Source organism: Inquilinus sp. CA228, assembly GCF_052078665.1.
Lineage (GTDB): Bacteria > Pseudomonadota > Alphaproteobacteria > DSM-16000 > Inquilinaceae > Inquilinus.
Genome location: NZ_JBQJIK010000002.1, coordinates 19,927 through 44,725, shown reverse-complemented (window position 1 = coordinate 44,725; position 24,799 = coordinate 19,927). Strand labels below are relative to the sequence as shown.

Annotated in this window: 25 protein-coding genes; 21 read left to right on the top strand and 4 right to left on the bottom strand. The window is 71.7% G+C overall.

The genetic code is table 11. From position 1 onward, the window contains the following. Positions 1-2: 2 nt before the first annotated feature. Positions 3-962 (bottom strand): MBL fold metallo-hydrolase, encoded by a 960-nt coding sequence (locus ACTOWL_RS01205; protein WP_441319356.1) that lies wholly within the window; start codon positions 960-962, stop codon positions 3-5. Between the two features lie 127 nt (positions 963-1,089). Between ACTOWL_RS01205 and ACTOWL_RS01200 the strand changes: the two genes are divergently transcribed. The 13 genes from ACTOWL_RS01200 to ACTOWL_RS01140 all read left to right on the top strand — a co-directional run bounded on the left by ACTOWL_RS01200 (position 1,090) and on the right by ACTOWL_RS01140 (position 13,699). Then, positions 1,090-1,647 (top strand): sigma-70 family RNA polymerase sigma factor, encoded by a 558-nt coding sequence (locus ACTOWL_RS01200; protein ID WP_441319355.1) that lies wholly within the window; start codon positions 1,090-1,092, stop codon positions 1,645-1,647. Next, the gene (locus tag ACTOWL_RS01195) at positions 1,637-2,413 is read left to right on the top strand and encodes an anti-sigma factor family protein (protein WP_441319354.1); all 777 of its coding nucleotides are present in this window, start codon (positions 1,637-1,639) and stop codon (positions 2,411-2,413) included. The genes ACTOWL_RS01200 and ACTOWL_RS01195 overlap by 11 nt, the downstream gene beginning before the upstream one ends. A gap of 27 nt (positions 2,414-2,440) precedes the next feature. Beyond that, entirely contained in the window at positions 2,441-2,815 is a 375-nt protein-coding gene (locus ACTOWL_RS01190; RefSeq protein ID WP_441319353.1) for a hypothetical protein, read from the top strand. Between the two features lie 121 nt (positions 2,816-2,936). Further along, entirely contained in the window at positions 2,937-3,722 is a 786-nt protein-coding gene (locus tag ACTOWL_RS01185; RefSeq protein WP_441319352.1) for a GntR family transcriptional regulator, read from the top strand. Position 3,723: 1 nt separating this feature from the next. Beyond that, positions 3,724-5,223, top strand: coding sequence for an ABC transporter substrate-binding protein (locus tag ACTOWL_RS01180; RefSeq protein WP_441319351.1), 1,500 nt, complete (start codon positions 3,724-3,726; stop codon positions 5,221-5,223). A gap of 2 nt (positions 5,224-5,225) precedes the next feature. Beyond that, the gene (locus ACTOWL_RS01175) at positions 5,226-6,728 is read left to right on the top strand and encodes an ABC transporter substrate-binding protein (RefSeq protein WP_441319350.1); all 1,503 of its coding nucleotides are present in this window, start codon (positions 5,226-5,228) and stop codon (positions 6,726-6,728) included. A 19-nt stretch (positions 6,729-6,747) separates the two neighbouring features. Further along, the gene (locus ACTOWL_RS01170; RefSeq protein WP_441319349.1) at positions 6,748-7,674 is read left to right on the top strand and encodes an ABC transporter permease; all 927 of its coding nucleotides are present in this window, start codon (positions 6,748-6,750) and stop codon (positions 7,672-7,674) included. Next, entirely contained in the window at positions 7,671-8,525 is an 855-nt protein-coding gene (locus ACTOWL_RS01165) for an ABC transporter permease (RefSeq protein ID WP_441319348.1), read from the top strand. The genes ACTOWL_RS01170 and ACTOWL_RS01165 overlap by 4 nt, the downstream gene beginning before the upstream one ends. Positions 8,526-8,532: 7 nt before the next feature. Next, on the top strand, positions 8,533-9,318 hold the full coding sequence (locus ACTOWL_RS01160) for an SDR family NAD(P)-dependent oxidoreductase (protein WP_441319347.1): 786 nt from the start codon (positions 8,533-8,535) through the stop codon (positions 9,316-9,318). A gap of 11 nt (positions 9,319-9,329) precedes the next feature. Further along, the gene (locus ACTOWL_RS01155) at positions 9,330-10,220 is read left to right on the top strand and encodes a polysaccharide deacetylase family protein (RefSeq protein WP_441319346.1); all 891 of its coding nucleotides are present in this window, start codon (positions 9,330-9,332) and stop codon (positions 10,218-10,220) included. Continuing rightward, complete coding sequence (locus ACTOWL_RS01150) at positions 10,217-11,770, top strand: gamma-glutamyltransferase (RefSeq protein WP_441319345.1); 1,554 nt, start codon at positions 10,217-10,219, stop codon at positions 11,768-11,770. Before ACTOWL_RS01155 ends, ACTOWL_RS01150 begins: the two co-directional genes overlap by 4 nt. Beyond that, complete coding sequence (locus tag ACTOWL_RS01145; RefSeq protein ID WP_441319344.1) at positions 11,760-12,743, top strand: ABC transporter ATP-binding protein; 984 nt, start codon at positions 11,760-11,762, stop codon at positions 12,741-12,743. Before ACTOWL_RS01150 ends, ACTOWL_RS01145 begins: the two co-directional genes overlap by 11 nt. Further along, positions 12,740-13,699 carry an ABC transporter ATP-binding protein gene (locus ACTOWL_RS01140; protein WP_441319343.1) on the top strand — a complete coding sequence of 320 codons (960 nt, stop codon included), beginning with the start codon at positions 12,740-12,742 and terminating at the stop codon, positions 13,697-13,699. The genes ACTOWL_RS01145 and ACTOWL_RS01140 overlap by 4 nt, the downstream gene beginning before the upstream one ends. Before the next feature lie 28 nt (positions 13,700-13,727). Here ACTOWL_RS01140 and ACTOWL_RS01135 read toward each other — a convergent pair whose 3' ends face one another. Both ACTOWL_RS01135 and ACTOWL_RS01130 read right to left on the bottom strand, forming a co-directional pair. Beyond that, positions 13,728-15,080 (bottom strand): SLC13 family permease, encoded by a 1,353-nt coding sequence (locus tag ACTOWL_RS01135; RefSeq protein ID WP_441319342.1) that lies wholly within the window; start codon positions 15,078-15,080, stop codon positions 13,728-13,730. A gap of 55 nt (positions 15,081-15,135) precedes the next feature. Continuing rightward, positions 15,136-15,819 carry a GntR family transcriptional regulator gene (locus ACTOWL_RS01130; RefSeq protein ID WP_441319341.1) on the bottom strand — a complete coding sequence of 228 codons (684 nt, stop codon included), beginning with the start codon at positions 15,817-15,819 and terminating at the stop codon, positions 15,136-15,138. 133 nt (positions 15,820-15,952) lie between these two features. Here ACTOWL_RS01130 and mdcA point away from each other — a divergent pair, with 133 nt between their 5' ends. From mdcA to ACTOWL_RS01090, 8 genes are all read left to right on the top strand, one after another. After that, entirely contained in the window at positions 15,953-17,593 is a 1,641-nt protein-coding gene (gene mdcA / locus ACTOWL_RS01125; protein ID WP_441319340.1) for a malonate decarboxylase subunit alpha, read from the top strand. Positions 17,594-17,599: 6 nt separating this feature from the next. Next, on the top strand, positions 17,600-18,472 hold the full coding sequence (locus tag ACTOWL_RS01120; RefSeq protein WP_441319339.1) for a triphosphoribosyl-dephospho-CoA synthase: 873 nt from the start codon (positions 17,600-17,602) through the stop codon (positions 18,470-18,472). After that, a complete protein-coding gene (locus tag ACTOWL_RS01115; RefSeq protein WP_441319338.1) occupies positions 18,460-18,753 on the top strand; it encodes a malonate decarboxylase subunit delta in 294 nt (97 codons plus the stop codon). Before ACTOWL_RS01120 ends, ACTOWL_RS01115 begins: the two co-directional genes overlap by 13 nt. Then, the gene (locus ACTOWL_RS01110) at positions 18,750-19,595 is read left to right on the top strand and encodes a biotin-independent malonate decarboxylase subunit beta (RefSeq protein ID WP_441319337.1); all 846 of its coding nucleotides are present in this window, start codon (positions 18,750-18,752) and stop codon (positions 19,593-19,595) included. The genes ACTOWL_RS01115 and ACTOWL_RS01110 overlap by 4 nt, the downstream gene beginning before the upstream one ends. Beyond that, positions 19,592-20,422 carry a biotin-independent malonate decarboxylase subunit gamma gene (gene mdcE / locus ACTOWL_RS01105; RefSeq protein WP_441319336.1) on the top strand — a complete coding sequence of 277 codons (831 nt, stop codon included), beginning with the start codon at positions 19,592-19,594 and terminating at the stop codon, positions 20,420-20,422. Before ACTOWL_RS01110 ends, mdcE begins: the two co-directional genes overlap by 4 nt. Position 20,423: 1 nt before the next feature. Next, positions 20,424-21,299, top strand: coding sequence for a malonate decarboxylase holo-ACP synthase (locus tag ACTOWL_RS01100; protein ID WP_441319335.1), 876 nt, complete (start codon positions 20,424-20,426; stop codon positions 21,297-21,299). Then, positions 21,296-22,225 carry a malonate decarboxylase subunit epsilon gene (gene mdcH, locus ACTOWL_RS01095; protein WP_441319334.1) on the top strand — a complete coding sequence of 310 codons (930 nt, stop codon included), beginning with the start codon at positions 21,296-21,298 and terminating at the stop codon, positions 22,223-22,225. Before ACTOWL_RS01100 ends, mdcH begins: the two co-directional genes overlap by 4 nt. Before the next feature lie 272 nt (positions 22,226-22,497). Continuing rightward, a complete protein-coding gene (locus tag ACTOWL_RS01090; protein WP_441319333.1) occupies positions 22,498-23,430 on the top strand; it encodes a LysR substrate-binding domain-containing protein in 933 nt (310 codons plus the stop codon). Here ACTOWL_RS01090 and ACTOWL_RS01085 read toward each other — a convergent pair. Continuing rightward, positions 23,325-24,788, bottom strand: a complete 1,464-nt coding sequence (locus ACTOWL_RS01085) for an MmgE/PrpD family protein (RefSeq protein ID WP_441319332.1) — start codon at positions 24,786-24,788, stop codon at positions 23,325-23,327. The two genes, ACTOWL_RS01090 and ACTOWL_RS01085, sit on opposite strands and share 106 nt — an antisense overlap. Between the last annotated feature and the right edge of the window lie 11 nt (positions 24,789-24,799).

Here is a 24,799-nt window from a genome sequence, read left to right as displayed (position 1 = left end):
TTTCAGGCGACAGAATCCGGCACGAAGGCATAGGCGGCGCCGTCCTTGGCGAAGCTGCCGGAGCCGGGGAACGGGAAATGCGCACCGCAGACCCGCATCCTGTCGGCGATCGCGCGATCGAGCAACGCCTTGCGGGTCTGGACCGCCAGCGGGCCGTCCTGGTCATAGGCGCCCTGCCACTCCGGATGCGGCGCCAGCAGCGCCGGCACATAGGCCGTGTCGTTCGAGATCAGCAACTGCTCCGATCCCGAAGACAGCAGGAAGGCGGAGTGGCCGGGCGTGTGGCCCGGCGCCGGCAGCAGGCGGATGCCCGGCGCGACCTCCTTTTCCTCCTCCACCAGGATGAAGTTTTTCCAGGTGGGGAAGACGGCATTGATGCGCTGGCCCAGCGGCCGGCGCGCCTCCGGCAGCTTCTCGACCCGGCCGGGCTCGGTCCACCACCGGTATTCGGCGGCGCTCACCACCAGCTCGGCATCGGGGAAGACCGGCTTGTTGGTGCCCTTCTCCATCAGCCCGGAGATGTGGTCGGGGTGGAAATGCGAGATCAGGATGGTGCCGACCTTGGCGGGATCGATGCCGGCCGCCGCCATGGGGCCGAGCACGCCCTGCGCGGTCGGCTGCCACTGCGCGCCCGAGCCGGAATCGACCATGACGTGCTTGCCGTCGATGGTGAGCACGACCACGGTCAGGGGGATGGTGACGTGGTCGGTCGGCAGCCCGGCCTTGCCCAACGCCGCCTTCGTCTCCTCGATCGAGGCGTTCTTGATGAAGGCGGCATCATGCGGCTTCGCCCACATCCCGTCATAGAGGGCCGTCACCTCGACCGAGCCGACCTTGTATCTGGTGAAGGGCGCGGCGGGCGCCTGCGCGAAGGCGGCGGGAACGGCGAGCCTGCCGCCGAGCCCGAAGGCTGCGGCGAGGGCTGACGACAGCACGAAGTCACGACGGGACGGACCGGGCATCGCATCTCTCCATCGGTGAAGGGGAGCACCTGCCGAGGAGATCCGGCCGGGGTCGCGTTTATTCCCGGAATAAACCGACGTCGATCGGGATCGATATCCGAGGAGCCAATTCGCTTAGACTGACCGCATGGCCGCGCCCCGGGACTTCGAACGGCTGTCGCTCGCGCATCTGGACGCCGCCTACAACCTTGCCTACTGGCTGCTGCGCGACCGCGACGACGCCCAGGACGTGGTGCAGGACGCCTATCTCCGCGCCTTCCGGGCCTATGACGGCATGGTCGGCGACGACATCAGGCCGTGGCTTCTGGCGATCGTGCGCAACGTCGCCTATCGCTGGCTGTCGGCGCGGAAGCGGACCGCCAATGTGATCTCCTTCGACGGCGGGCTGCCGCGCCACGACGAGGACGACCGCGCGCTGCAGGTGGCGAGCGCAGACCCGTCCGCCGAGGACCAGTTGCTGAGCCGGGCCGATCAGGCCCTGGTGCGCGGCGCCCTGGCGGAGCTGCCGCCGATCTTCCGCGAGGTGATCGTCCTCAGGGAATTCGAGGGCATGACCTATCAGCAGATCGCCGGCGTGACGGGCGTGCCGATCGGAACCGTGATGTCGCGCCTGGCCCGTGCGCGCGACCAGCTCCGCCTGCGGCTGCAGCGGCTGCTGGCGCAGGAGACCCGGAATGCGCTGTGACCAGGACCGCATCGCCCTGCTGGTGGACGGCGAGCTGCCGCCGGGCGAGCGCGAGGCGGTGTCGGCGCATGCCGCCGGCTGCCCGGACTGCGCCCGCACCCGCGACGAGCTGCTGCGGCTGCGCCGCCACCTGCAGCAGGCCCGCGAGCCGGCGCCGCCGAAGCTGCAGGACCGGGTGTCGGCGCGGTTGGCAATGGAAGAGGCCGGTCCCGCCTCCCCTGCCGCCGGGCCAGGCATCCGCCGCACCGTCGCCGACCGCGTCGTCCGAGGCCTGACCCCCGCCCTGCGCCGGGCCGCGGTGATCCTGCTGGCCTGCGTGCTGTCGATCGCGGGCACCGTCTGGTGGATGCAGCGGACGGGGGAGGAGACCGCCGTGTCGCGCGACGTGCTGGCCGCCCATGTCCGCTCGCTGCTGCAGGACGATCCGGTCCAGGTCGCATCGGCCAGCACCCACACGGTCAAGCCCTGGTTCGCCGGGCGGCTGGAATACTCGCCGGCCGTGAAGGATCTGTCGGCGGAGGGCTTCCAGCTGGTCGGCGGCAGGCTGGACTATGTCGACGGCCGGCGCGTCGCCGCCCTGGTCTACCGGCGGCGCCTGCACCAGATCAGCGTGTTCGTCTGGCCGGCGGACAGCGGCCCGGCCCTGTCCCTGTCGGCCAGGGTCGACGGCTACACCCTGCTCGGCTGGAGCCGGGCCGGCATGTCCTACTGGGCCGTGTCCGACCTCAACGAGGGCGAGCTGCGCGAGCTCCAGGGCCTGCTCTGACCATCCTGAACACACGGGAGTCGCACCATGCCCCTCATCCGGCCCGTGCCCGTCCTCGTCGCGCTCAACCTGATCACGCTCGGCGCGCTCGCCTGGAGCAACGCGCAATCGCAGGCCCGGCCCGAGGTGCAGGGCCACATCCGGGCGCGCGTCATCGACATCGTCGACGAGCGCGGCGAGATGCGGGTGCAGCTCTACGTCCAGGAGAATGGCGGCGGCGGCATCCGCCTGTACAGCGGCCGGGGCGAGATCCGGTCGAAATACGGCGCCCTGAACGAAGGCGGCGCCGGGCTTCTGCTGATGGATGAGAACACCAACCCGACCGTCGATCTCAGGAGCACCGCCGACGCCGCGGAGCTGAAGCTCACCGGTCCGGCCGGCGAGCGCGTGATCACGCCCTAAGCTCTCCGCCCTTTTCGCGACCGTCCGCTGGGCCGCAGCGGGCGATCAGATTATTGCGGGCAGATTTGTAAAATCTCAGATTCATCTTGTGAGATGTCACGTACAATGCGACGCTGCCGGCATGTACGATCCTGCCTCGCCCTTCGCCCAGGCCCGGGCGCCCGGCGCCGAGCCGAAGGCGGCCTTCGCCCTGAAGCGGCTGCGCCGGGCCGTGATCGAATGCGAGCTGCGGCCGAATGCCGAGTGCTCGGAGCCCGAGCTCGCCGCACGCTTCGGCCTCGGGCGCGCCGCCGTCCGCACCGCGCTGACCACACTGGCGGCCGAGGGGCTGGTCACGGTCGAGCCGCGCCGCGGCTGGCGGGTGGCGCCGGTCACCGGCGCGCTGGTCGGCGACGTGATCCGGGCCCGGAAGGCGGTCGAGCCCGGCCTGGCCGACCTCCGGCTGCCGCCGGACGCCGCCGCCCGGCTGACCGCCTTGACCCGCATGGGCGTTGCGCTGCAGGGGCGCGAGGACCACCAGGCCCTGGTCACACTGCGCAGCGCCGACCGCCAGATCCTGGACCAGCTCGCGGCCCGGGCCGGCGGGCTGGTCGGACACTGGCTGGACCAGGCCTGGAACCAGGCGGACCGGATCGCCGCCTTCTTCGACCTCGCCGGGCGGCACCACCGGCCGATCGGGCGGGAGCCGCTGATCGGGGCGCTCGCCGCCGGCGACGCGAACACCGCGCGCGGCGAGATCGCCGCGGCGATCGCGGCCTTCCAGGAATTCGCGACCGACGCCCTGTTCTCCCTGCCCTCGTCCCTCGACGTGGCGGGGAAGGGGAGCGGCAGGCGGCGGCGACAAACCGGACCGGAGACGACGGCGCCGCAGGCGCGTCCGCACCGGCCAACACAACAGGGGGCATGACATGACACGGATCAGAACCGGATGGCTCGGCGCGGCCTTGGGACTTGCGCTCCTGGCGGCGGCGCCGGCGATGGCGAAGGACCGCTTCGTCGTCGACCTGGTGAACGAGCCGTCCTCGCTGGACCCGCAGCTGCAATGGAACCCGGACAGCTACTTCGTCTACCGCAACGTCTTCGACAACCTGGTCACCCGCGACGACAAGGGCGAGATCGTCCCCCAGGTCGCGACCTCCTGGAAATACCTCTCGGACACCGAGATCGAGTTCCAGATCCGCGACGACATCACCTTCCATGACGGCCAGAAGCTGACGGCGGAGGACGTCGCCTACAGCGTCCGCCGCATCACCGACCCGAAATTCGCCAGCCCGCAGCTGGGCCAGTTCAACAAGATCACCGGCGCCGAGGCGACCGGCCCGACCACGGTTCGGCTGAAGACCGACGGCCCCTACCCCGCCCTTCTGGCCCAGCTGGTGAAGCTGTCGATCCTGCCGAAGCATGTGGTCGAGGCGGTCGGCAAGGACGCCTTCAACCTGGCCCCGGTCGGCAGCGGCCCGTACAAGTTCGAGGGCTGGCAGCGTGGCGTGGCCGTGACCCTGACCCGCAGCGACGCCTATTGGGGGCCAAAGGGGCCGTTCCAGACCGCGGTGTTCCGCGCCGTGCCAGACGCCGCCACGCGGGTGGCCGACCTGCAGGCCGGCACCGCCGACCTCGTCGTCACCCTCGACAGCGACCTCGCGGCGCAGATCCAGGGCTCGGACAAGATCAAGCCGCTGGTGGTGCTGACCGAGCGCGTCGCCTATCTGCGGCTGAACCCGCTGAAGCCGCCCTTCGACAACCCCAAGCTGCGCCAGGCCGTGGCCTATGCCATCGACAAGCAGGGGCTGACCGAAGGCATCCTGGGCGGCTACGACAAGCCGGTGGCGGAGCTGCTGACCCCCGCCCATGTCGGCTGGACCGAAGGGATCGAGGGCTTCCCCTATGATCCGGAGAAGGCCAAGGCGCTGGTGGCCGAGGCCGGCGAGGCGGCGAAGGTCGAGGCCGAGCTGGCCACCGCCCCGGTCTATGACCAGCGCATCGTCCAGGCAGTGCAGCAGCAGCTGACGGATGTCGGCCTCGACGTGAAGATCTCGATGAGCGACATGGCCAGCTACTTGAAGCGGTCGCAGGGCAACCCGCAGGAGGGTGCGAGCATCACCTTCGGCCGCTGGTCCTGTGCCTGCCAGGACGCTGACGGCGTGCTGTTCCCCCTGCTGCACAGCAGCAGCGGCTGGTCGAACTACCGCAACGCCGAAATCGACAAGCTGCTGGTCGAGGCGCGCTCGACCCTGGACGACGCCACCCGCCTCGACCGCTACGCCAAGGTCAACGAGATCGTCGCCACCGAGGTGCCATCGCTGCCGCTGTACCAGGCGGCCATCATCTACGGCGCGGCCAAGGGGCTGAACTGGCAGCCGACGCCGAACGAAAGCCTGTTCCTGAACCGCATGTCCTGGAACGACTGACGATGGCGAACGCGCTCAAGCCCGCCCTGCTGGGCGCGGCCCTGGCCCTCGCCTCCGCCCTGGCCCTCCCGGCCCCGGCGGAGGCCAAGGACCGGCTCGTGGTCGACCTGGTCAACGAACCGTCGACGCTGGACCCGCAGCTTCAGTGGAATCCGGACAGCTACTACGTCTACCGCAACATCTTCGACAACCTGCTCACCCGCGACGACAAGGGCGAGATCGTCCCGCAGATCGCGACGGCCTGGAAGGTGCTGTCCGACACCCAGGTCGAGTTCGAGATCCGCGACGGCGTCACCTTTCATGACGGCAGCACGCTGACGCCGGAGGATGTCGCCTTCAGCGTCGGCCGGATCACCGATCCGAAATTCGCCAGCCCGCAGCAGGGGCAGTTCGACAAGATCGTGAAGGCCGAGGCGACGGGGCCGCACAGCGTCGTGCTGACCCTCGCCGGCCCCTACCCGGCCCTGCTGGCGCAGCTGGTGAAGCTCTCGATCGTGCCCAAGCACGTGGTCGAGGCGATGGGCAACGACGCCTTCAACCTGCACCCGGTCGGCAGCGGGCCGTACAAGTTCGACGGCTGGCAGCGCGGCGTCGCCGTCACCCTGACCCGGAACGACGCCTATTGGGGCCAGAAGGGGCCGTTCGCGACCGCGGTGTTCCGGGCGGTGCCAGACGCCGCCACCCGGCTGGCCGATGTCGAGGCCGGCAGCGCCGACCTGGCGGTGTCGCTCGATTCCGACCTGGCCGGCCAGCTCGAGGCCTCGGGCCGGGGCAAGCGGCTCTACACCCTGACCGAACGCCTGGCCTATCTGCGCCTGAACCCGACCAAGCCGCCCTTCGACGACAAGCGGCTGCGTCAGGCCGTCGCCTATGCCGTCGACAAGGAGGGCATCACCGAGGGCATCCTCGGCGGCCTGGACAAGCCGATCGGACAGATGCTGACACCGGCGCATTTCGGCTGGTTCGAGGACATCCCCGGCCTGCCCTACGACCCGGACAAGGCCAAGGCCCTGGTCGCCGAGGTCGGCGGATCGCCGAAGGTCGAGATCGCCACCGGCGCCTTCTTCGACCAGCGGGTGGTCCAGGCGATCCAGCAGGAGCTGGCGGATGTCGGCTTCGACGCCAGCATCGCCCTGGTCGACACTCCGACCTTCCTGAAGCAGATCCAGCAGGGCGCGCAGGGCGGCCCGGCCCTGGCCGTCAGCCGGTCCTCCTGCGCCTGCCAGGACGCGGACGGCGCGCTGTACCAGCTGTTCCATTCCGGCAATCCCTGGACCATCGTCGAGAACCAGGAGCTCGACGCCTGGCTGGAAGACGCCCGGGCGACGCTGGACACCGACCGGCGGCTGACCGATTACCGCAAGATCAGCACCTTCATCGCCAAGGAGAACCCGGTGGTGCCGCTGTTCCAGACGGTGGCGATCTACGGCGCCGCCAAGCCGCTGCAATGGACCCCGACGCCGAACGAAAGTCTGTTCCTGAACCGCATGTCCTGGTCGGAATGAGGGAGGGTCGGCGCCCGGCATGACCGTCTTCCTGCTCCGCCGCCTGGGCCAGGCGCTGCTGACGATTTTCGGCGTCGCCACGCTGATCTTCTTCCTGCAGCGCCTGACCGGCGACCCGACCTACCTGCTGGTGCCGGACACCGCGACCCAGGCGGATATCGCGGCGCTGCGCCATGCGCTCGGCTTCGACCGGCCGCTGTGGGTGCAGTACCTGTCCTTCCTGGGTGAGATCGCGCGCTTCGACCTCGGCCGATCGGTGGTGCAGAACGTGCCGGTCCTGGACATCATCGCCTCGCGCCTGCCCTACACCCTGGCGCTGGCGGCCGGGGCGCTGCTGGTCGCCTGCGGCCTCGGCATCCCGGTCGGGGTGGTGCTGGCGCTGGGGCGTGACCGCTGGGTGGCCCGGCTGCTGGCCGGGCTGGTGCTGGCGGCGCAGAGCATGCCGACCTTCTGGAGCGGCATACTGATGATCCTGGTCTTCGCCGTCACGCTCGGCTGGCTGCCGCCCTCCTCCACCGGCGGGATCGACCATCTGGTGATGCCGTCGGTGGCGCTCGGCCTGCTCAGCATGGCGATCTTCGCCCGGGTCACCCGGACCGCGCTGCTGGAGGAGCTGTCGAAGGACTATGTCCGCACCGCCCGCGCCCGCGGCGCCGGCACCGGGCGCCTGCTGCTGCGCCACCTGGCCCGCAACGCCTCGATCCCGATCATCACCGTCGCCGGGTTGGAAATCTCGAACCTGCTGGCCGGCGCGGTGATCGTCGAGACGGTGTTCGCCTGGCCGGGGCTGGGGCAGTTGACGGTGCAGTCGATCCTGGCCCGCGACTTCCCGATCGTGCAGGGGGTGGTGCTGCTCGGCTCCTTCGTCACCGTCGCGCTGAACCTGCTGACCGACCTGCTGTACAGCGCCGTCGACCCGCGCATCCGGCTGGGGAACGCACGATGAGCGCCGCCGTCGACACCGCCCCCGCGGCGCGTCGGCCGCTGCGGCGCGCCGCACCCTTCATCGCGATCCTGGCCCTGTTCGCCCTGGCCGCGGTGCTGGCGCCGCTGGTCGCGCCCTACGACCCCAACGCCCAGAACCTGCTCGGCCGCCTCAAGCCGCCCGGCACCGTCGCCCGCAACGTGCACTACCTCCTGGGCAGCGACGAGCTCGGCCGCGACCTGCTGAGCCGCCTGGTCTGGGGAGCCCGGATCTCGCTCCTGGTCGCGGTGCTGTCGGTGCTGATCTCCGGCATCGTCGGCACCGTGCTCGGCATGCTCGCGGGCTATATGCGCGGGCCGGTCGAGATGGTGGTGATGCGGGTGGTCGACGTGTTCCTGTCGGTGCCGGCGATCCTGCTGGCCATCATCACCGTCGCCGTGGTCGGCCCCGGCCTGCTCAACGTCATCCTGGTGCTGGCCCTGACGCGCTGGCCGCGCTACGCCCGCGTCGCCTATGGCCAGACGCTGTCGATCGCCGGCCGGCCCTATGTCCGGCTGTCCGCCTTCATGGGCGCCGGGCCGCTGCGCGTGCTGTTCCGCCACATCCTGCCGAACATCCTGGGCGCCGTGACCGTGGTCGCGACGCTGGAGTTCGGGCTGATGGTGCTGTTCGAGGCCGGGCTGTCCTTCCTGGGCCTCGGCGTGCAGCCGCCCACCGCCAGCTGGGGTGCGATGCTGTCGACTGGGCGCAATTACGTCGCAACCGCCTGGTGGATCGCGACGTTTCCCGGACTCTGCCTGTTCCTGCTGGTGCTCGCCGCCAACCTGATCGGCGATGCGCTGCGCGACCGTCTCGACCCCCACAGCCGATGAGGTGGACATGAACATCCCCAACGATCTGGCCGGCAAGCGCGTGGTGGTGACCGGCGCCTGCGGCGTGGTCGGCAGCTGGATCGCCGCCGCCTTCGCCGAGGCCGGCGCCAGCCTGTGCCTGACCGACACCTCGGAGGCGGATCTCGACCGCCTGGCCATGAACCTCAAGGGCGACCGCTTCGCTTATGCGGCCGATTTGCGCCAGGACACGGAGATCGACGGCCTGGCCGCCGAGATCGCCCTGCGCTGGGGCACGGCGGACATCCTGGTCAACAACGCCGGGGTCTATCCCAGCGGCTTCCTGCTCGACATCGATGTCGAGGAATGGGACCGGATCTTTGCCGTCAACCTGCGCGCGCCCTTCCTGCTGACCCGCGTCCTGGCCAGGCAGATGATCGCGGCCCAGGCCCGGGGCAGCATCATCAACATCTCCTCCGGCGCCTCGCGCAAGATGCGGCGGACCGTGGTGCCCTACTGCGTGTCCAAGGCCGCGCTCGACCGGCTGACCAAGGGCTTCGCGCTGGAGCTGGCGGAGTTCGGCATCCGGGTCAACGCGGTCGAGCCCGGCTTCATCGCCGGCAGCAAGGTCAGCCTGCTGACCGAGGAGCATGTCGAGGCGACCAGCGGGTCGATCCCGCTCGGCCGGCCATCCTCCGCCGCCGATGTCGGCAACGCCGTGCTGTTCCTGGCCAGCGAGGCGGCCGGCTACATGACCGGGTCGACGCTGACCGTCGACGGCGGCAACTCGATCGGGTCGATGGCCGTCTACCAGGCCAAGAAGTCGCCGCTCTAGGAGATAACCCGATGGTCCAGCCCTGGCCGCGCTACCAATGGCCGCAAGGCCGCGACAGCGCCTTCTGCTTCACCGTCGATGTCGACGCGGATTCGCCCTATCTCTGGCAGCAGCGGGCGCCGGAGGCGACGCGCTCGCTGGGCCAGCTGGAGCAGCGCCGCTTCGGCCCGCGGCTGGGCATCTGGCGGCTGCTCGACCTGCTCGACCGCTTCGGCATCAAGGGCAGCTTCTTCGTGCCCGGCGCCGTGGCCGAGGCCAATCCCGAGCTGCTGCCGGCCTTCCTGGAGCGCGGCCACGAGATCGGCCTGCACGGCTTCTTCCACGAGATCGTGGCGCAGAGCAGCGATGCCGAGTTCACCGGCGCGCTGGAGGCCGCGATCGAGGTGTTCCGGCGCCAGACCGGCGCGGTGCCGAAGGGCTTCCGCTCCCCGGCCTGGGAGATGACCCCGCACATGCTGGCGGAGGTTCGCCGGCACGGCTTCTGGGACAGCTCGCTGATGGGCGCCGACCACCCCTATGAGATCGACGGCGTGGTCGAGGTGCCGGTGCAATGGGCGATCGACGACGCCGTGTTCTTCAAATTCTCCGGCGGCGGCACCGACCAGTGGCCGCCCGAGGCGCCGGGGCCGATCCTGGAGGGCTGGCTGGACGAGTGGGAGGGGCTGCGGCGCCTGAACGGCCTGTTCATGCTGACCGTACACGACTGGATCTCCGGCCGCGCCCAGCGGCTGCGGCTGCTGGAGCGCCTGCTGGAGCGGATCACTGCCGCGCCCGGCGTCTGGATCGCCACGGTCGGCGAGGTCGCGGCGTATCACGCCGGCTCGGCCAATGCCGGGCGCTTCGTCGCCGCCTCCGACATCCCCGGCCCGGTCGAGCCGCGCCGCTTCGGGCGCAAAGCATGAACCTGGCGTCGCGCAAGATCGAGATCCGCAGCCGCCACGGCCTGGTCGCCGCCCAGCACCGCTGTGCGGCGGAAGCCGGCGCGGCGGTGCTGGCCAGGGGCGGCAACGCCATGGATGCGGCGGTGGTGGCGGCGCTGGTGCTGAGCGTGGTCGAGCCCTGGCTGTCCGGCGTGGGCGGCGGCGGCTTCCTGCTGCATGCCGATGGCTTGAGCGGCACGGTCTCGGCGCTGGACTTCAACGTCCGGGCGCCCGCGGCGCTGGACCCGGCCGACTATCCGCTGGCCGAGGCGGACACCGGCAACTGGTTTCAGTGGCCGTCGGTGGTCGAGGACCGCAACCTGATCGGCGGCCCCTCAATCTGCGTGCCCGGCGCCGTCGCCGGCCTGGCCGTGGCGCTGGAGCGCTTCGGCAGCATCGGCTGGGCCGAGGCGCTGGCGCCGGCCATCGACCATGCCGAGCGCGGGCTGGAGATCGACTGGTACGCCGCCTTCTGCATCTCGATCGAGGCCCATGCGCTGGCCCGCTTCGCCCCGACGGCCGAACTGCTGCTCGATGGCAGCGAGGCCCCGAAGGCGGCCGAGGGCCGGCACCGCCCGATGCCGGCCAAGGCCCGGATGCTGCGGCGGCTGGCGCAGGCCGGCGCCCGCGACTTCTACGAAGGCGAGACCGCGCGCGACCTGGCGGCCGACCTGGCCGCGGCCGGGTCCCGCATCACCGCCGCCGACCTCGCCGCCTACCGGCCGCGCTGGGCCGAGCCGCTGTGCGGCCGCTATCGCGATTGGCAGGTATGGGCCATGCCGGGGCTAAGCGGCGGCCCCAGCCTGCTGGAGGCGCTGGACCTGCTGGCGCCGCGGTCCGGCTGGGGCGACAAGCCCGACGCGCGGGCGGCGCTGGCCTATGCCCGGGCGGCGCGGGAGGCCTATCGCCGCCGCCTGACCGGCATGGGCCATGCGAGCCTCTCCCGCGATCCCGGCTGCACCAGCCATGTCAGCGTGGTCGACGCGCGGGGCAACATGGTCTCGCTGACCAACACCCTGCTGTCCCGCTTCGGCTCCAAGGTGGTGCTGCCGCGGGCCGGGATGCTGCTGAACAACGGCATGATGTGGTTCGACCCGCGGCTGGGCCAGCCGAATTCGATGGCCGGGGGCGCCGCGCCGCTGGCCAATATGTGCCCGCTGGTCCTGGGCCGCGATGGCCGGCCGGAACTGGCGATCGGCGCCGCCGGCGGCCGGTCGATCTTCCCGGCCCTGCTGCAGCTGATCTCCTATCTGGTCGATTACGGCATGTCGCTGGAGGACGCCTTCCACGCACCGCGGGTCGATGCCAGCACCCCGACCATCAAGGTGAACGCGGCCGCAGCCCCCGACGTCGCCGCCGCCGTGGCCCGCGACTTCCCGGTGCAGATCGTCGAGGACACGCTGTATCCGGTGAACTTCGCCGTCCCCTCGGCCGCGCTCCGCGATCCCGCGACCGGCGAGACCATCGGCATGGCGCATCCGACCAGCCCCTGGTCCGGAGTCGCGGTCGGAGGACCGGCCGATGCCGCCTGAGACTCCCCTGCTCGCCATCGACGGGCTGCGGGTCGCGATCGGCGGCCGGTCCGTGGTCGACGGGGTGTCGCTGTCGATCGGCCGCGGCGAGGTGCTGGCCCTGGTCGGCGAAAGCGGCTGCGGCAAGAGCCTGACCGCCCTGTCGGTGCTGCGCCTGCTGCCGGCCGCCGCGCGCGTCGCCGGCGGCGCGATCGCCATGGAGGGTATCGATCTGCTGGCATTGGACGAGGCTTCTCTGCGCGACCTGCGCGGCAACCGCGTGTCGGTGATCTTCCAGGAGCCGGTGGCGTCGCTGAACCCGCTGGTCCGGGTCGGCGACCAGGTGGCGGAGAGCCTGCGGCTGCATCGCGGCGCCTCGGCCGCCGCCGCCCGGGCCGAGGCCGTGGCCATGCTGGCCCGGGTCGGCATCGCCGATCCGGAGCGGCGGGCCGGGCAGTTCCCGTTCGAGCTGTCGGGCGGCATGTGCCAGCGGGTGATGATCGCGTCGGCCCTGATCTGCCGGCCGGAGATCCTGATCGCCGACGAGCCGACCACGGCGCTGGACGTCACCATCCAGGCCCAGATCCTGGACCTGCTGAAGTCGCTCCGGGCCGAGGCCGGCAGCGCCATCCTGCTGATCACCCACGACATGGGCGTGGTCGCGGACATGGCCGACCGCGTGGCGGTGATGTATGGCGGCACGGTGGTCGAGAGCGGGCCGGTCGACGCCATCTTCGACGCCCCGGCCCATCCCTACACCAGGCTGCTGCTGGCGACCGTGCCGCGGCTGGACGGCCCGCGCCGAGAGGAGCTGAAGACCATCGCCGGCGCGGTGCCGGACGCGGCGAGCTGGCCGCAGGGCTGCCGCTTCCGCACCCGCTGCCCGCTGGCCGATGAGCGCTGCGCCGAGGCGCCGCCGCTGGAGCCGGCGCAGGGCGACTCCGGCCACCTCGCCGCCTGCTGGCACGGCGACCGCGTGGGGACGCTGGCATGACCCTGCTCTCGGTCCGCGACCTGGCGGTGCACTTCCCGGTCCGCGGCGCCGCCAAGGGCGCCGTGGTCAAGGCGGTGGACGGCATCTCGCTGGAGCTCGCGGCCGGCCGCACCCTGGCGTTGGTCGGCGAGAGCGGCTGCGGCAAGTCGACCACCGGCTACGCCATCCTGGGGCTGGAGCGGGCGACGCGCGGCACCGTCGCCTTCGAGGGCCGCGACGTCACCCACGCCGCCCCGGCCGAGCGCCGCGCCTTGGCCGGCGCCATGCAGATCGTGTTCCAGGACCCCAGCGCCGCGCTGGACCCGAAGATGCGGATCGATGCCAGCATCGCCGAGCCGCTGGCGATCCGCGGCACACCCGGTGCGGAGCGCCGTCGGCGCGTGGCGGAGCTGCTGGACCTGGTCGGCCTGCCGGCCAGCTATGCCCAGCGTTATCCCAACGAGCTGTCGGGCGGGCAGCGTCAGCGGGTGGTGATCGCCCGCGCCCTGGCGCTGTCGCCGAAGCTGCTGGTTTGCGACGAGCCGGTCTCGGCACTCGACGTCTCGATCCGCTCGCAGATTCTGAACCTGCTGGTGCGGCTGCAGGACCAGTTGGGCCTGGCCTATCTGTTCATCAGCCACGACCTGTCGGTGGTGCGCCACATCGCCGACCGGGTGGCGGTGATGTATCTCGGCACCATCGTCGAGCAGGGCGACACCGACGCGGTGTTCGCCGCGCCGCGCCACCCCTACACCGAGGCCCTGCTGTCGGCGATTCCGCTGCCCGACCCGCGGGCGCAGCGGCAACGCCGCAAGATCATCCTGTCCGGCGACCTGCCGAGCCCGCTGGCGATGCCGGCCGGCTGCCCCTTCGTCAGCCGCTGCCCGATCCGGGTGGAGGATTGCGCCGCCATCCGCCCGGCGCTGCGCCCGGCCGATGGCGGCACCGAGGCCGCCTGCCTGGTTCGGGCGGGGTGACGGCAGAACCATCATCGAGGGTCAAGGGCTACAGCAGCCCCGGCACCACCAGCACCAGCCAGGCCAGGAGTGGCCCGACCACCACGACGATCCCGCTGTAGATCAGCATCTGCCGGAAGAAGGCGTCGCGGTCGATGCCATGCGCATTGGCCACCACCAGCGCGCCGTTGGTCGAGAACGGGCTGACATCGACGATGGTGGTCGAGATCGCGATCGCCGCCACCATGCCGGGCACGCCGAGATGGCCCTGCATCAAGAGCGGCACGGCGAGCGGGATGGTGGCGCCCAGCACACCGACCGAGGAGGCGAAGGCCGAGACCACGCCGGCGACGTAGCACAGCAGCAGCGCGCCCAGCAGCGGCGCCGCCATGGTCGAGACGCCGCCGCCGACATAGTCGACCGCGCCGGCCTTCTGCAGCACGCCGATATAGGTGATGACGCCGCCGATCAGCAGCACGGTCGACCAGCTGATCTTGTCGACCGCGCCCTTCTGCCCGCGCGGGCACAGCAGGGCCAGGACCACGGCGACGCTCATCGCCACCAGCCCGACATTCAGGTTGAAGGCCAGCGCGGCGACGGCCAGCACCACCAGCCCGGCCAGGGTCAGCGCCTGCTCGCGGTCGAGCGCGACGTGATGGTCCTCGCCCTCGCGATGCACGGCATCCGGCCGCGGCGCCACCGGCCGCGCCGGCGTGCCGCCATGGCCGCGGACCGAAACCGAGGCGCCGGCCGGCACCGCGTCGACCAGGCCCTCGATATCCTCGGCCGGGCGCCGCATCGGCAGCCGGTGGCCGCCGAACACGAAGAAGATCACCAGCGCCACCGCGGCGTTGAAGGCCAGGCTGGACAGGAACAGCACAATCTCGTCGCCCGGCAGCCCGGCGCGCTGCACCACCTGGTTGGTGATGCCGCCATAGATGCTGATCGGGGAGAAGCCGCCGCCCTGGGCGCCGTGCACCACCATCAGCCCCATCAGCAACGGGTTGATCTTGTAGCGGGCGGCGAAGCGCAGCGCGATCGGCGCGATGATGGCGACCGCGCCGGGGCTGACCGCGCCGATGGCGGTCAGCACGGCCGTCACCCCGAACATCACCCAGGGGATCACCGAGATGCGGCCGCCGACCAGGCGCACCGCATAGTGCACCAGCCAGTCGACCGTGCCGTTGTTCTGGGCGATGGCGAAGAGATAGGTGATGCCGACCAGGGTGACGAACAGGTCGCCCGGGAAGCCGGCCAGGATCTGCGTGGCCGACATGTCGACGAAGGCGCCGCCGACCAGGAAGGCCGCCGCGAAGCCGAGGGCGCCCATGTTGATCGGCAGGGCGGTGGCGATGACGAACATCACCACCAGCCCGATGATGGATGCGATCTGCGCAGACACGTTTCCTCTCCCGTCGTTCTGGTTTTGCGGTAACCGTGCTCAAGTCCCCCGGACGTCAGCCCGGCCGGTCCGGCTCCAATGTCAGGAAGCGCGCCAGGGCGCTGCCGGCGTTCAGCATGTGCTCGCGCATGGCGAAGGCCGCCTCGTCCGGGTCGCCGCGGGTCATCGCCCGCAGGATTCGGCCGTGCTCGTCGCGCGACTGGACCAGGCGGTTGGGATAGCGCAGCTGGGTCCGCCGGAACGGCAGCAGCCGGGCGCGCAGCTGCAGCGCGTGCTCGACCAGGAAAGCATTGTGGGTGGCCCGGTAGATGCCTTCATGGAAGGCCAGGTTGAAGGCGTCGTAGCCGGCGATATCGCCGGACTGCAGCAACCCCTCCGACGCCTCGTGCAGCTCGATCAGCCCGCCGCGCTCCAGCGCCGTCATCCGGTTGGTCGCCATCCGCGCGCACATCGCCTCGATCTCGGCCGTGACCTCGAACATCTCGGACAGGGTCTCGATCGTCATCGGCAGCACGACGATGCCGCGGCGCGGCCGGATCTCGACCAGCCCCGCCGCCGCCAGATGGCGCACCGCGTCGCGGACCGGCGTGCGGGAGGCGCCGTAGGTCTCGGCCAGCTGCGCCTCGTCCAGCACCGTGCCGGGCGGCAGGCGGCCGGTGGAGATCTCGTCGGTCAGCGCCAGGCGGATCCGCTCCGACAGCGAGGCGCGATCGTCGATCGGCGTATCCTGAGGGGCCAAGGAGCGAGCCTCCCGTGCACGTTAATTGGATTTAATGGCACGAGCGTATTCCAACATCTTGCCACATGCAATCTCCGTATTCATATTCGATGGCGGAAACGGTATCTGTATACACCACCTGCGGAGAGACCTGATGGAAGCCGCACGGACCTGGTCGACCCTGGCCTCGCGCAAGCAGAGGCGCCTGGAGCGGGCCGCCGCCTTCGCCGACGGCCCGGTGCTGAAGCCGGAGCGGATCGGCGACGCGCTCACCGCGCTGATCGAGCCGGGCGACCGCGTCGCGCTGGAAGGCGACAACCAGAAGCAGGCGGACTTCCTGTCCCGCGCTTTGGCTGCGCTCGATCCCGCCAAGGTCCACGACCTGCACCTGCTGATCTCGACCCTCGGCCGGCCGGAGCATCTCGACCTGTTCGAGCGCGGCATCGCCCGCAAGGTCGACTTCTCCTTCGCCGGGCCGCAGAGCCTGCGCGTGGCGCAGCTGCTGGAGGACGGCAAGCTCGAGATCGGCGCCATCTACACCTATGTCGAGCTCTACGCCCGGATGTTCGTCGACTTGACGCCGCAGGTGGCGCTGGTCTGCGCCGAGCAGGCGGACCGGCACGGCAACCTCTACACCGGCGCCAACACCGAGGACACGCCGACCATCGTCGAGGCCACCGCCTTCCGCCACGGCGTGGTGGTGGCCCAGGTCAACGAGATCGTCGACGAGCTGCCGCGGGTCGACATCCCGGCCTCCTGGGTCGATTTCGTGGTCGAGGCCGACCGGCCCTTCGCGGTCGAGCCGCTGTTCACCCGCGACCCGCGCCACATCGGCGAGCTGCAGATCCTGATGGGGATGATGATCATCCGCGGGATCTACGAGCGGCACGGCGTCACCTCCCTGAACCACGGCATCGGCTTCGACACCGCGGCGGTGGAGCTGCTGCTGCCGACCTATGGCGAGAGCCTGGGGCTGAAGGGCAAGATCTGCCGCAACTGGGCGCTGAACCCGCATCCGACGCTGATCCCGGCGATCGAGAGCGGCTGGGTCGAGAGCGTCCACTGCTTCGGCAGCGAGGTCGGGATGGAGGACTATATCCGGGCCCGGCCGGACATCTTCTTCGTCGGCCGCGACGGCAGCCTGCGGTCGAACCGCGTGTTCTGCCAGCTGGCCGGGCAATACGGCGTCGACCTGTTCATCGGCTCGACCCTGCAGATGGACGCGGACGGCAACTCCTCCACCGTCACGCTGGGGCGGCTGGCCGGATTCGGCGGCGCGCCGAACATGGGCCACGACCCGCGCGGCCGCCGCCACGCCAGCGCCGCCTGGCTCAGCCTGATGACCTCCAAGGCGCCGGTCGCCCGCGGCCGCAAGCTGGTGGTGCAGACGGTCGAGACCTTCAAGGCGGGCGGCGTGCCGGCCTTCGTCGAGACGCTCGACGCGGTCGAGGTCGGCCGCAACAGCGGCATGCCGATCGCGCCGGTGATGATTTATGGCGACGACGTCTCCCATGTCGTGACCGAGGAAGGCATCGCCTATCTCTACAAGGCCGAGGGCGGCGAGGAGCGGCGCGCCGCCATCGCCGCGGTGGCCGGCGCCACCGGGATCGGCCGACGGGCGGAGGCGAAGCGGACCGCCGGGCTGCGGGCCCGCGGCATCGTCGCCTATCCCGAGGACATCGGCGTCAGCCGGCTGCAGGCCAACCGCTCGCTGCTGGCAGCCCGCTCGATCGACGACCTGGTGGACTGGTCCGGCGGGCTGTACCGGCCCCCCGCCCGGTTCCGCAGTTGGTGACCGGCCATGGGCATCACCCTTCCCCTTACCCTCGATCCCGCCGTCTCGGCTGATCCCGACGCGCTCGCCGATCTCGCCGCCTGGGCGCTGGTCGAGGAGGCGGAGCTGACCCCGAAGCCCGGGCTGGTCGACCGGCGCGGCCCCGGCGCACATCGCGACCTCGATCTGGAGACGCTGCGCCGCAGCGCCCGATCACTGCGGCCAGCCTTTCGCACCATGGCCGAAGCCGCCCAGGGCCGCGCACCGGACCGGGCACTGCGCGAGGAGCTGGCCGCGATCGGCCGGGTCGGGGAGATCCACATGATGGCGGCGACCGGCGGCAGCAACGCCCATCGCGGCGCGATCTGGGCGCTGGGTCTGCTGCTGGCCGGGACGGTGATCGTCGGCCCGGCCGGCTCCCGCCACATCGCCGGCACGGCCGCCGAGATCGCGCGCTGGCCCGACCGCTTCGCGCCACAGGCATCGAGCAACGGCGAGCGGGTGCGGCAGGCGCATGGCGCGGTAGGCGCCCGCGGCGAGGCCCAGGCCGGCTTCCCGCATGTCGTGGCGATCGCCCTGCCCGCCCTGCGGGCCAGCCGCGCCGCCGGGGCCAATGAGACCGAGGCGCGGCTGGACGCGCTGCTGGCGGTCATAGCGTCGCTCGACGACACCTGCCTGCTGCATCGCGGCGGCCGCCCGGCGCTGGCGGCGGCGCAGTCCGGCGCCCGCGCCGTGCTCGCCGCCGGCGGCACCGCCACCCCGGCCGGCCACGCGGCGCTGCTGGCGCTCGACGCCGACCTCCTGTCCCGCTGGGTGTCGCCCGGCGGCTCGGCGGACCTGCTGGCCGCCACCCTGTTCCTCGACCGCATCGACCGGAGCTTCGCCCCATGGAACGCCTGAGCTTCGACTACCCCGCCACCGAGACCGTGCCGCAGCGCGCCCATGTCGGCGTCGTCGGCTCCGGCAATCTCGAGGTGCTGATCGAGCCCTCGCCGGACGGCCAGGCCCATATCCGCGTCACCACCAGCGTCGACGGCTACGGCGCGGTGTGGCGGGCGGTGCTGGACCGGTTCATCGCCCGCCACGGCGTCGCCGCCGCGGTCGAGATCAACGATTTCGGCGCCACGCCCGGCATGGTGGCGCTGCGCCTGGAGCAGGCGGTGGAGGCCACCAGGTCATGAACGCCATCGCAACCCGCAACAGCTTCATCGAGCTGACCGCCCGCGACCGGGCCCGCGCGCTGCTGGATGACGGCAGCTTCCGCGAGATCCTCGGGCCGTTCGATCGCCTGGTCTCGCCCTGGCTGCCGCTGCAGGGCATCGTCGCCCAATCCGACGACGGGGTGGTGCTGGCCCGCGGCCGCATCGACGGCCGGCCCGCGGTCGTCGCCGCGATCGAGAGCGCCTATCAGGGCGGCAGCATGGGCGAGGTCGCCGGCGCCAAGATCGCCGGCGCGCTGGAGCGCGCGCTGGCCGACCATGAGCGCGGCATCCCGACCCGGCCGGTGATCCTGTTCGAGACCGGCGGCGTGCGGCTGCAGGAGGCCAATCTGGGCCTCGCCGCCATCGCCGAGATCCAGGCCGGAATCCTGGCGCTGCGGCCGCGCGTGCCGGTGGTCGGGGTGATCTCCGGCATGGTCGGCTGCTTCGGCGGCATGTCGCTGGCCGCGACGCTGTGCAGCACGCTGATCGTCACCCGGCAGGCCCGGCTCGGCATGAACGGGCCGGAGGTGATCGAGCAGGAGGCGGGGATCGAGGAGCTGGACTCCTCCGACCGCAAGCTGATCTGGAGCCTGATCGGCGGCGAGCAGCGCCGGGCCGCCGGCTTCGTCGACGCGCTGGTCGCGGACGATGCCGGGGCGATCGCCGACGCGGTGCGCGCGGCCTTCGCCGCCGGCCTGCCGCGGCAGCACCGCAGCGCTGCAGTCGAGCTGTACCGGGCGCGGCTGGCGGCGATCGACCCGGCCGCGCCGCCGACGCCGGAGAGGCTGCGGGAATTGTGGGGCGAGGAGAGCGTGTCATGAGCAGCATGTCATCCGACGGCCGGGGCCGGATCTGGCTCTCGGCCCTGGCCGGAACGGGAATGGCCGTCGACGGCACCTCGACCGTGCTGTCCGCCGACGCACCGCTGGGCGGCGAGGCGGCGCGCTTCATCGCGGTGGTGCCCGATCCGGCCAACCGCTTCCCGCGGGCCCGGCACGGCGAGGTCGGGCTGGACGAGGGCTGGGGCCTGGCGGCGGCGGTGCGCGAGGTCATCGACGCCGACCGGGACGGGACCCTCCGCCGCCCGATCGTCGCGGTGGTCGACGTCACCAGCCAAGCCTATGGACGGCAGGAGGAGATGCTGGGCATCCACCTGGCCTGCGCCGCGGCGGCCGACGCCTATGCCGCGGCCCGGCTGGCCGGCCATCCGGTGGTGGCGCTCCTGGTCGGCAAGGCGATGTCCGGCGCCTTCCTGGCCCATGGCTACCAGGCCAACCGGATTCTGGCCCTGGCCGATGACGGCGTGCTGGTGCACGCCATGGGCCGCGAGGCCGCGGCGCGCGTCACCCGCCGCACGGTCGCCGAGCTCGACCGGCTGGGCGAGCAGATCCCGCCGATGGCCTATGGCATCCGCGCCTATGCCGGGCTCGGCCTGCTGCATGGGCTGATCGAGGGCGTGTCGGCCGATGCCCCGGGCGCCGCGGATGTCGAGCGGGTGCGGGCCGAGCTGGCGGCGGCGGTGGCCGATATCCGGGCCGGTGGCTCCCGCGACCTGTCCTCTCGCCTGACCTCCCCGGCGGCCCAGCAGGGCCGGCCCGCCTCGATCGAGGTCCGCCGGCGGCTGGCCGAGCAATGGGACGCCGAGTGAGATGAGCGGCGGGCTCCCCGTCGTGTCGGCCTTTGGGCCGATCGATCTCTCTTACCCTCCCCCTCCCCTTGCGGGAGGGGGGAAGGGGGAGGGGTTTGGCGCCGCGGGAATTGATGGTGAGCGTCGGCACGACCTCGCAGATTTCCTGAGTGATCCCGAGCCGGTTCTCGCCGTCGACACCCCCTCCCCCTACCCCCTCCCGCGGGGGGAGGGGGAGGATGAAAAGCCACAGCGAGAGAGGCAACGCGAACGGTTCGTCACGGTCCCACACGACCTGCTGCGGATCGATGTCACTGCCATCGCGGAGTTCACGAAGGATCTGCCCGGCTGGGCAGCGTCGTCGCTGGCGGCGGCACCGTGGGTGGTGGTGCGCCGGGCGCTGCCCTTCGGCGGCCTGCTGCCGATTGGCATCCGCGGGTCGGGCCGCTCCGAACGGTGTGCCGCCTGGCTACCGCCGGGCGCAGTCGTCGAGTGCCGCACACCTGAGGATCTGGCCGCTGCCCGAGCCTGGGAGAAGCATCCGCGCCGGGCTGAAATCCCGGCCCTGACCGGGCTCGACGCCGTCGCTGCCCTGTTCTCACGATCGGATTGGGGGCCGGCCGGCAGCGTCGGCTTCGAGCTCGCTACCGGCCGCTCCACGGCAAACCCCGATAGCGATCTCGACATCGTCCTGCGTGCCCCGGGTCGGATTGGGCCCGACGCGGCCGGCCGCCTCCTGGCCGCTCTGGCGGCACTGCCGGTCCGCATCGACGTCGCGGTGGAGACACCGCTCGGCGCCTGCAGCCTGGCCGAGATCGCCGCCGGCGGCACCGTTGTGGTCAAGACCCCGACCGGGCCGCGGCTGGTCCGCGATCCCTGGGCCGAGCCGGTTGCATGAGCATCGCCTTCCTGTTCCCCGGCCAGGGGGCGCAGAGCCCCGGCTTCCTGCACCGGCTGCCGGACCATCCGGCCGTCGCGGCGACGCTGGCGGAGGCCACGGCCGTGCTCGGGCGGGAGGTCCTGGAACTGGACAGCGACGCCGCCCTGCGATCGACGGTGGCGGTGCAGCTCGGACTGCTCGTCGCCGGCGTCGCCACGGCGCGGGCGCTGGCGGCGGAGGGCGTCGTTCCGGCCATGGTCGCGGGCCTGTCGGTCGGGTCCTTCGCCGCCGCGGTGACGGCCGGCGCCCTCGCCTTCCCCGACGCGCTGCGCCTGGTCGACCGCCGGGCGCGGCTGATGGAGCAGGCTTGCCCGGCCGGATTCGGCATGCTCGCGGTGACCGGTCTGCCGCAGCGCCGGGTCGAGGCGATCATCGGCACCATCCACGACGCGGCCGCACCCCTCTACCTCGCCAATCTCAACGGGCCGGCGGAGTTCGTGCTGAGCGGCGCCAACGCCGCGCTGGACCGCGCGATCGAGGCCGCGCAGCAGGCCGGCGCGCGGCGGGCGGAGCGGCTGGCCGTGGCCGTGCCGTCGCACTGCCCACTGATGGACGGGGCCGCGGCGGCCCTGACGGCAGCGGTCGAGTCGGCACCGGTGACGGCGCCGTGCATTGCCATGGTCGGCAACCGGCGGGCCCGGGTTCTGCGCGACGCCGCCGCGGTGCGGGAGGAGCTGGCGACCAACCTGGCCCATCCGGTGCGCTGGTCCGACAGCGTCACCCTGATGGCAGAGCACGGCGCCGCGGCCTTCCTGGAGATGCCGCCCGGCACTGTCCTGACCCGGCTGGCCGCGGCGGAATTCCCCGACCTGCCCGGCCGGGACATGGAGAGCCTGTCGCTGCCGGGCGCCCGGGCTTTCGCCGCCCGCTCCGGAGACCGGTGAGAGCGTCCGCGGAGGACGCCCGTCCTCGGGGCCTCCTGCCCACGCCTTGATCACATCGCCGGATCGTGCCTGTCCCCTGGTCACCACCGGCCTGCCGGAGTATCCCGGCGGCCAGCGGATCTGCGGCTGGTACGCCACCTGCATGCGCTGCGGTTCCACAGTCGCCGCGGATGACGCAGTATCGCGCAGCGAGGACCGTCGTTTCCCGGCCAGTCCCCGGTCCCATCCGTCGAGATCGCGTGTCGGAGCTGCCCCGAACCCGGAGGCCCCTGATGGAAGTCAAATGGCTGGAAGATTTTCTCAGCCTGTCCGCGACATCGAGCTTCTCCCGATCCGCGGAGGAGCGCCACGTCACGCAATCCGCCCTCAGCCGCCGCATCCGGCAGCTCGAGACCTGGATCGGCGTGCCGCTGTTCGACCGCACCAGCTATCCGGTGCGCCTGACCCTGGAAGGCCAGGATTTCCTGCCGCGGGCGCGAAAGATCCTGGATCTCGTGCACCAGACTCGGATCGACCTGCGGCACCGGCACGACGCCGCGGCGGAGACCCTGTCCTTCGCCACGCTGAACACCCTGTCCCTGACCTTCTTCCCGACCTGGATCCGGCGGCTGGAGAGCCAGCTCGGCCCGCTGCGCACCCGCTTCGAGACGCGGCCGACCTTCGCCGGCATCATCGCCACGCTGCTCGACGGCCACTGCGACTTCCTGCTGACCTACGCCCATGAATCGGTGCCGCTGATGAGCGACATCGCCTATTGCGAGCACCGCTGCCTGGGCGAGGAGCGGGTCATCCCGGTCTCCGCGCCCGACGCCCGCGGCCGGCCGCTGCACGCGATCGACAGCGGCGGCGGGCCGATCCAGTATCTCAGCTACGGCACCGGCTCCTTCTTCGGCCATGGCCTGGTCAAGCTGTTCGCCGGGCGCCCGCTGCCGCTCGCCGTGGTCTATGAGAACGCGATGTCGGCCGGGCTCAAGGCGATGGCCCTGGCCGGGCGCGGCCTGGCCTGGATCCCGGAAAGCCTGATCGCGGAGGAGCTCCGCTCCGGCACCCTGGTCCGGGCCGGCAACCCGACCTGGACGCTGGATGTCGAGATCCGCCTCTACCGCGCCTCTACCGCCAGCCGCCCCTGCGTGGACCGGTTCTGGTCGGCCGTTCCCGACTGGCGGGAAGCGGTGCCGCCGCCCCGCCGCATCTCGGCGGTCTGACCGGCCAGCGCGAGCGGCTGTTCGAGGAACGTCAGGGTCTCCTGCTCGTCCAGCCGGTCGAGGCGGTCGTGCAGGCGGTCGACCTCACCAGCGTCGAGCGTGCCGCGGCAGCAATCGGCGAACTTGGCCCTTCGGTCGGCGTCGTCGAACGGGTCGGCGATGGTGCCCTTGGCCTCGCCGCGCTCGCCCGACAGCACCCGGCCGTCGGCGAGGCGGATGGTGACCCGGTGCGGCAGCGGTCGCCCGGCCGCCCGCTCCTCCTCCGCCGAATGGGATGTCATGCTGATTCGCGGCAGCAGGGCGCGCACCGGCCCGGCCCCGACCACCTCGGGGGTGAAGTCAGACAGCTCCAGCCGGTCCTTCAGCAGCGCCAGGGCGATGCAGTACTGCATCGAGAAGCGTGCCTGCATCTCGTCCTCCGGCCGCGGATAGGCCAGGTTGCGCCGGTTGACGATGCCGACCAGCGTCTCCACCGCCACCGCCTCGGCGGCCGCGAAGCCGTGCTGCGCCCGGAGGTCGAGAACGATGTCGACCGCGTTGTGGGTCGAGCCGCAGCAGGGATGGCGCTTCGGCATCAGCCCGTCGCTCTCGATCACATGCGGCGCGCCGATCGTGACACCGTTCCAGCCCGTGGCGTCCGGCCCGCCAAACAGCTCGCGGAAGCCCTGCGGCGCTTCGAGGATGTCGAGCCGGCCGGTCATGCCGCATTCCGCCAGCGCCGCCGCCTCGACCGCGTTGCGTGCGGCCAGGCCGGCATGCAGCGGCTTGGCCGGCGTGCCGAACTGCCCCTTGACCCCGGCGGCCATGCTGACCGCGAGGCTCATGGCCCGGGCGATGCCGGCCTCGTCGAGTCCGCGCAGCCAGGCGACGCCCGCCGCGGTGCCGATGCAGCCGACCGTCGAGGTGGAGTGCCAGCCCGCAGTGTAGTGCGACGGGTTGACCCCGCGCCCGACCGCGGCCTGCGCCTCCAGCCCGACCAGATAGGCGTCGACCAGCGCTCGCCCCGATACGCCGCGGGCCAGCGCCGGGCCGAGCAGCGCCGGCACCAGCACCGCCGAGGCGTGGCTGCAGGCCGGGCGGAAGTTGTCGTCGTAGTCGAGGGCATGCGCCGCCGTGCCGTTGACCAGGGCGGACAGCTCTTCCGCCGCCTGTCCGCCGCCGGCCAGATTGCAGCGCGGGCCGGCGGCGATCGAACCGGCGAAGGCGGCGCGCACCGCCTGCACCGTCGAGTCGCCGGCCCCGGCCAGCATGCAGCCGATGGTGTCGGCGATGGCGTGGCGCGCCCGCAGCCGGGCGAGATCGCCGAACTCGACCCCGGAGCGGCTCCAGCGTGCGATCGCCTCGATGATGCTGACCATGGTTCCTCCGG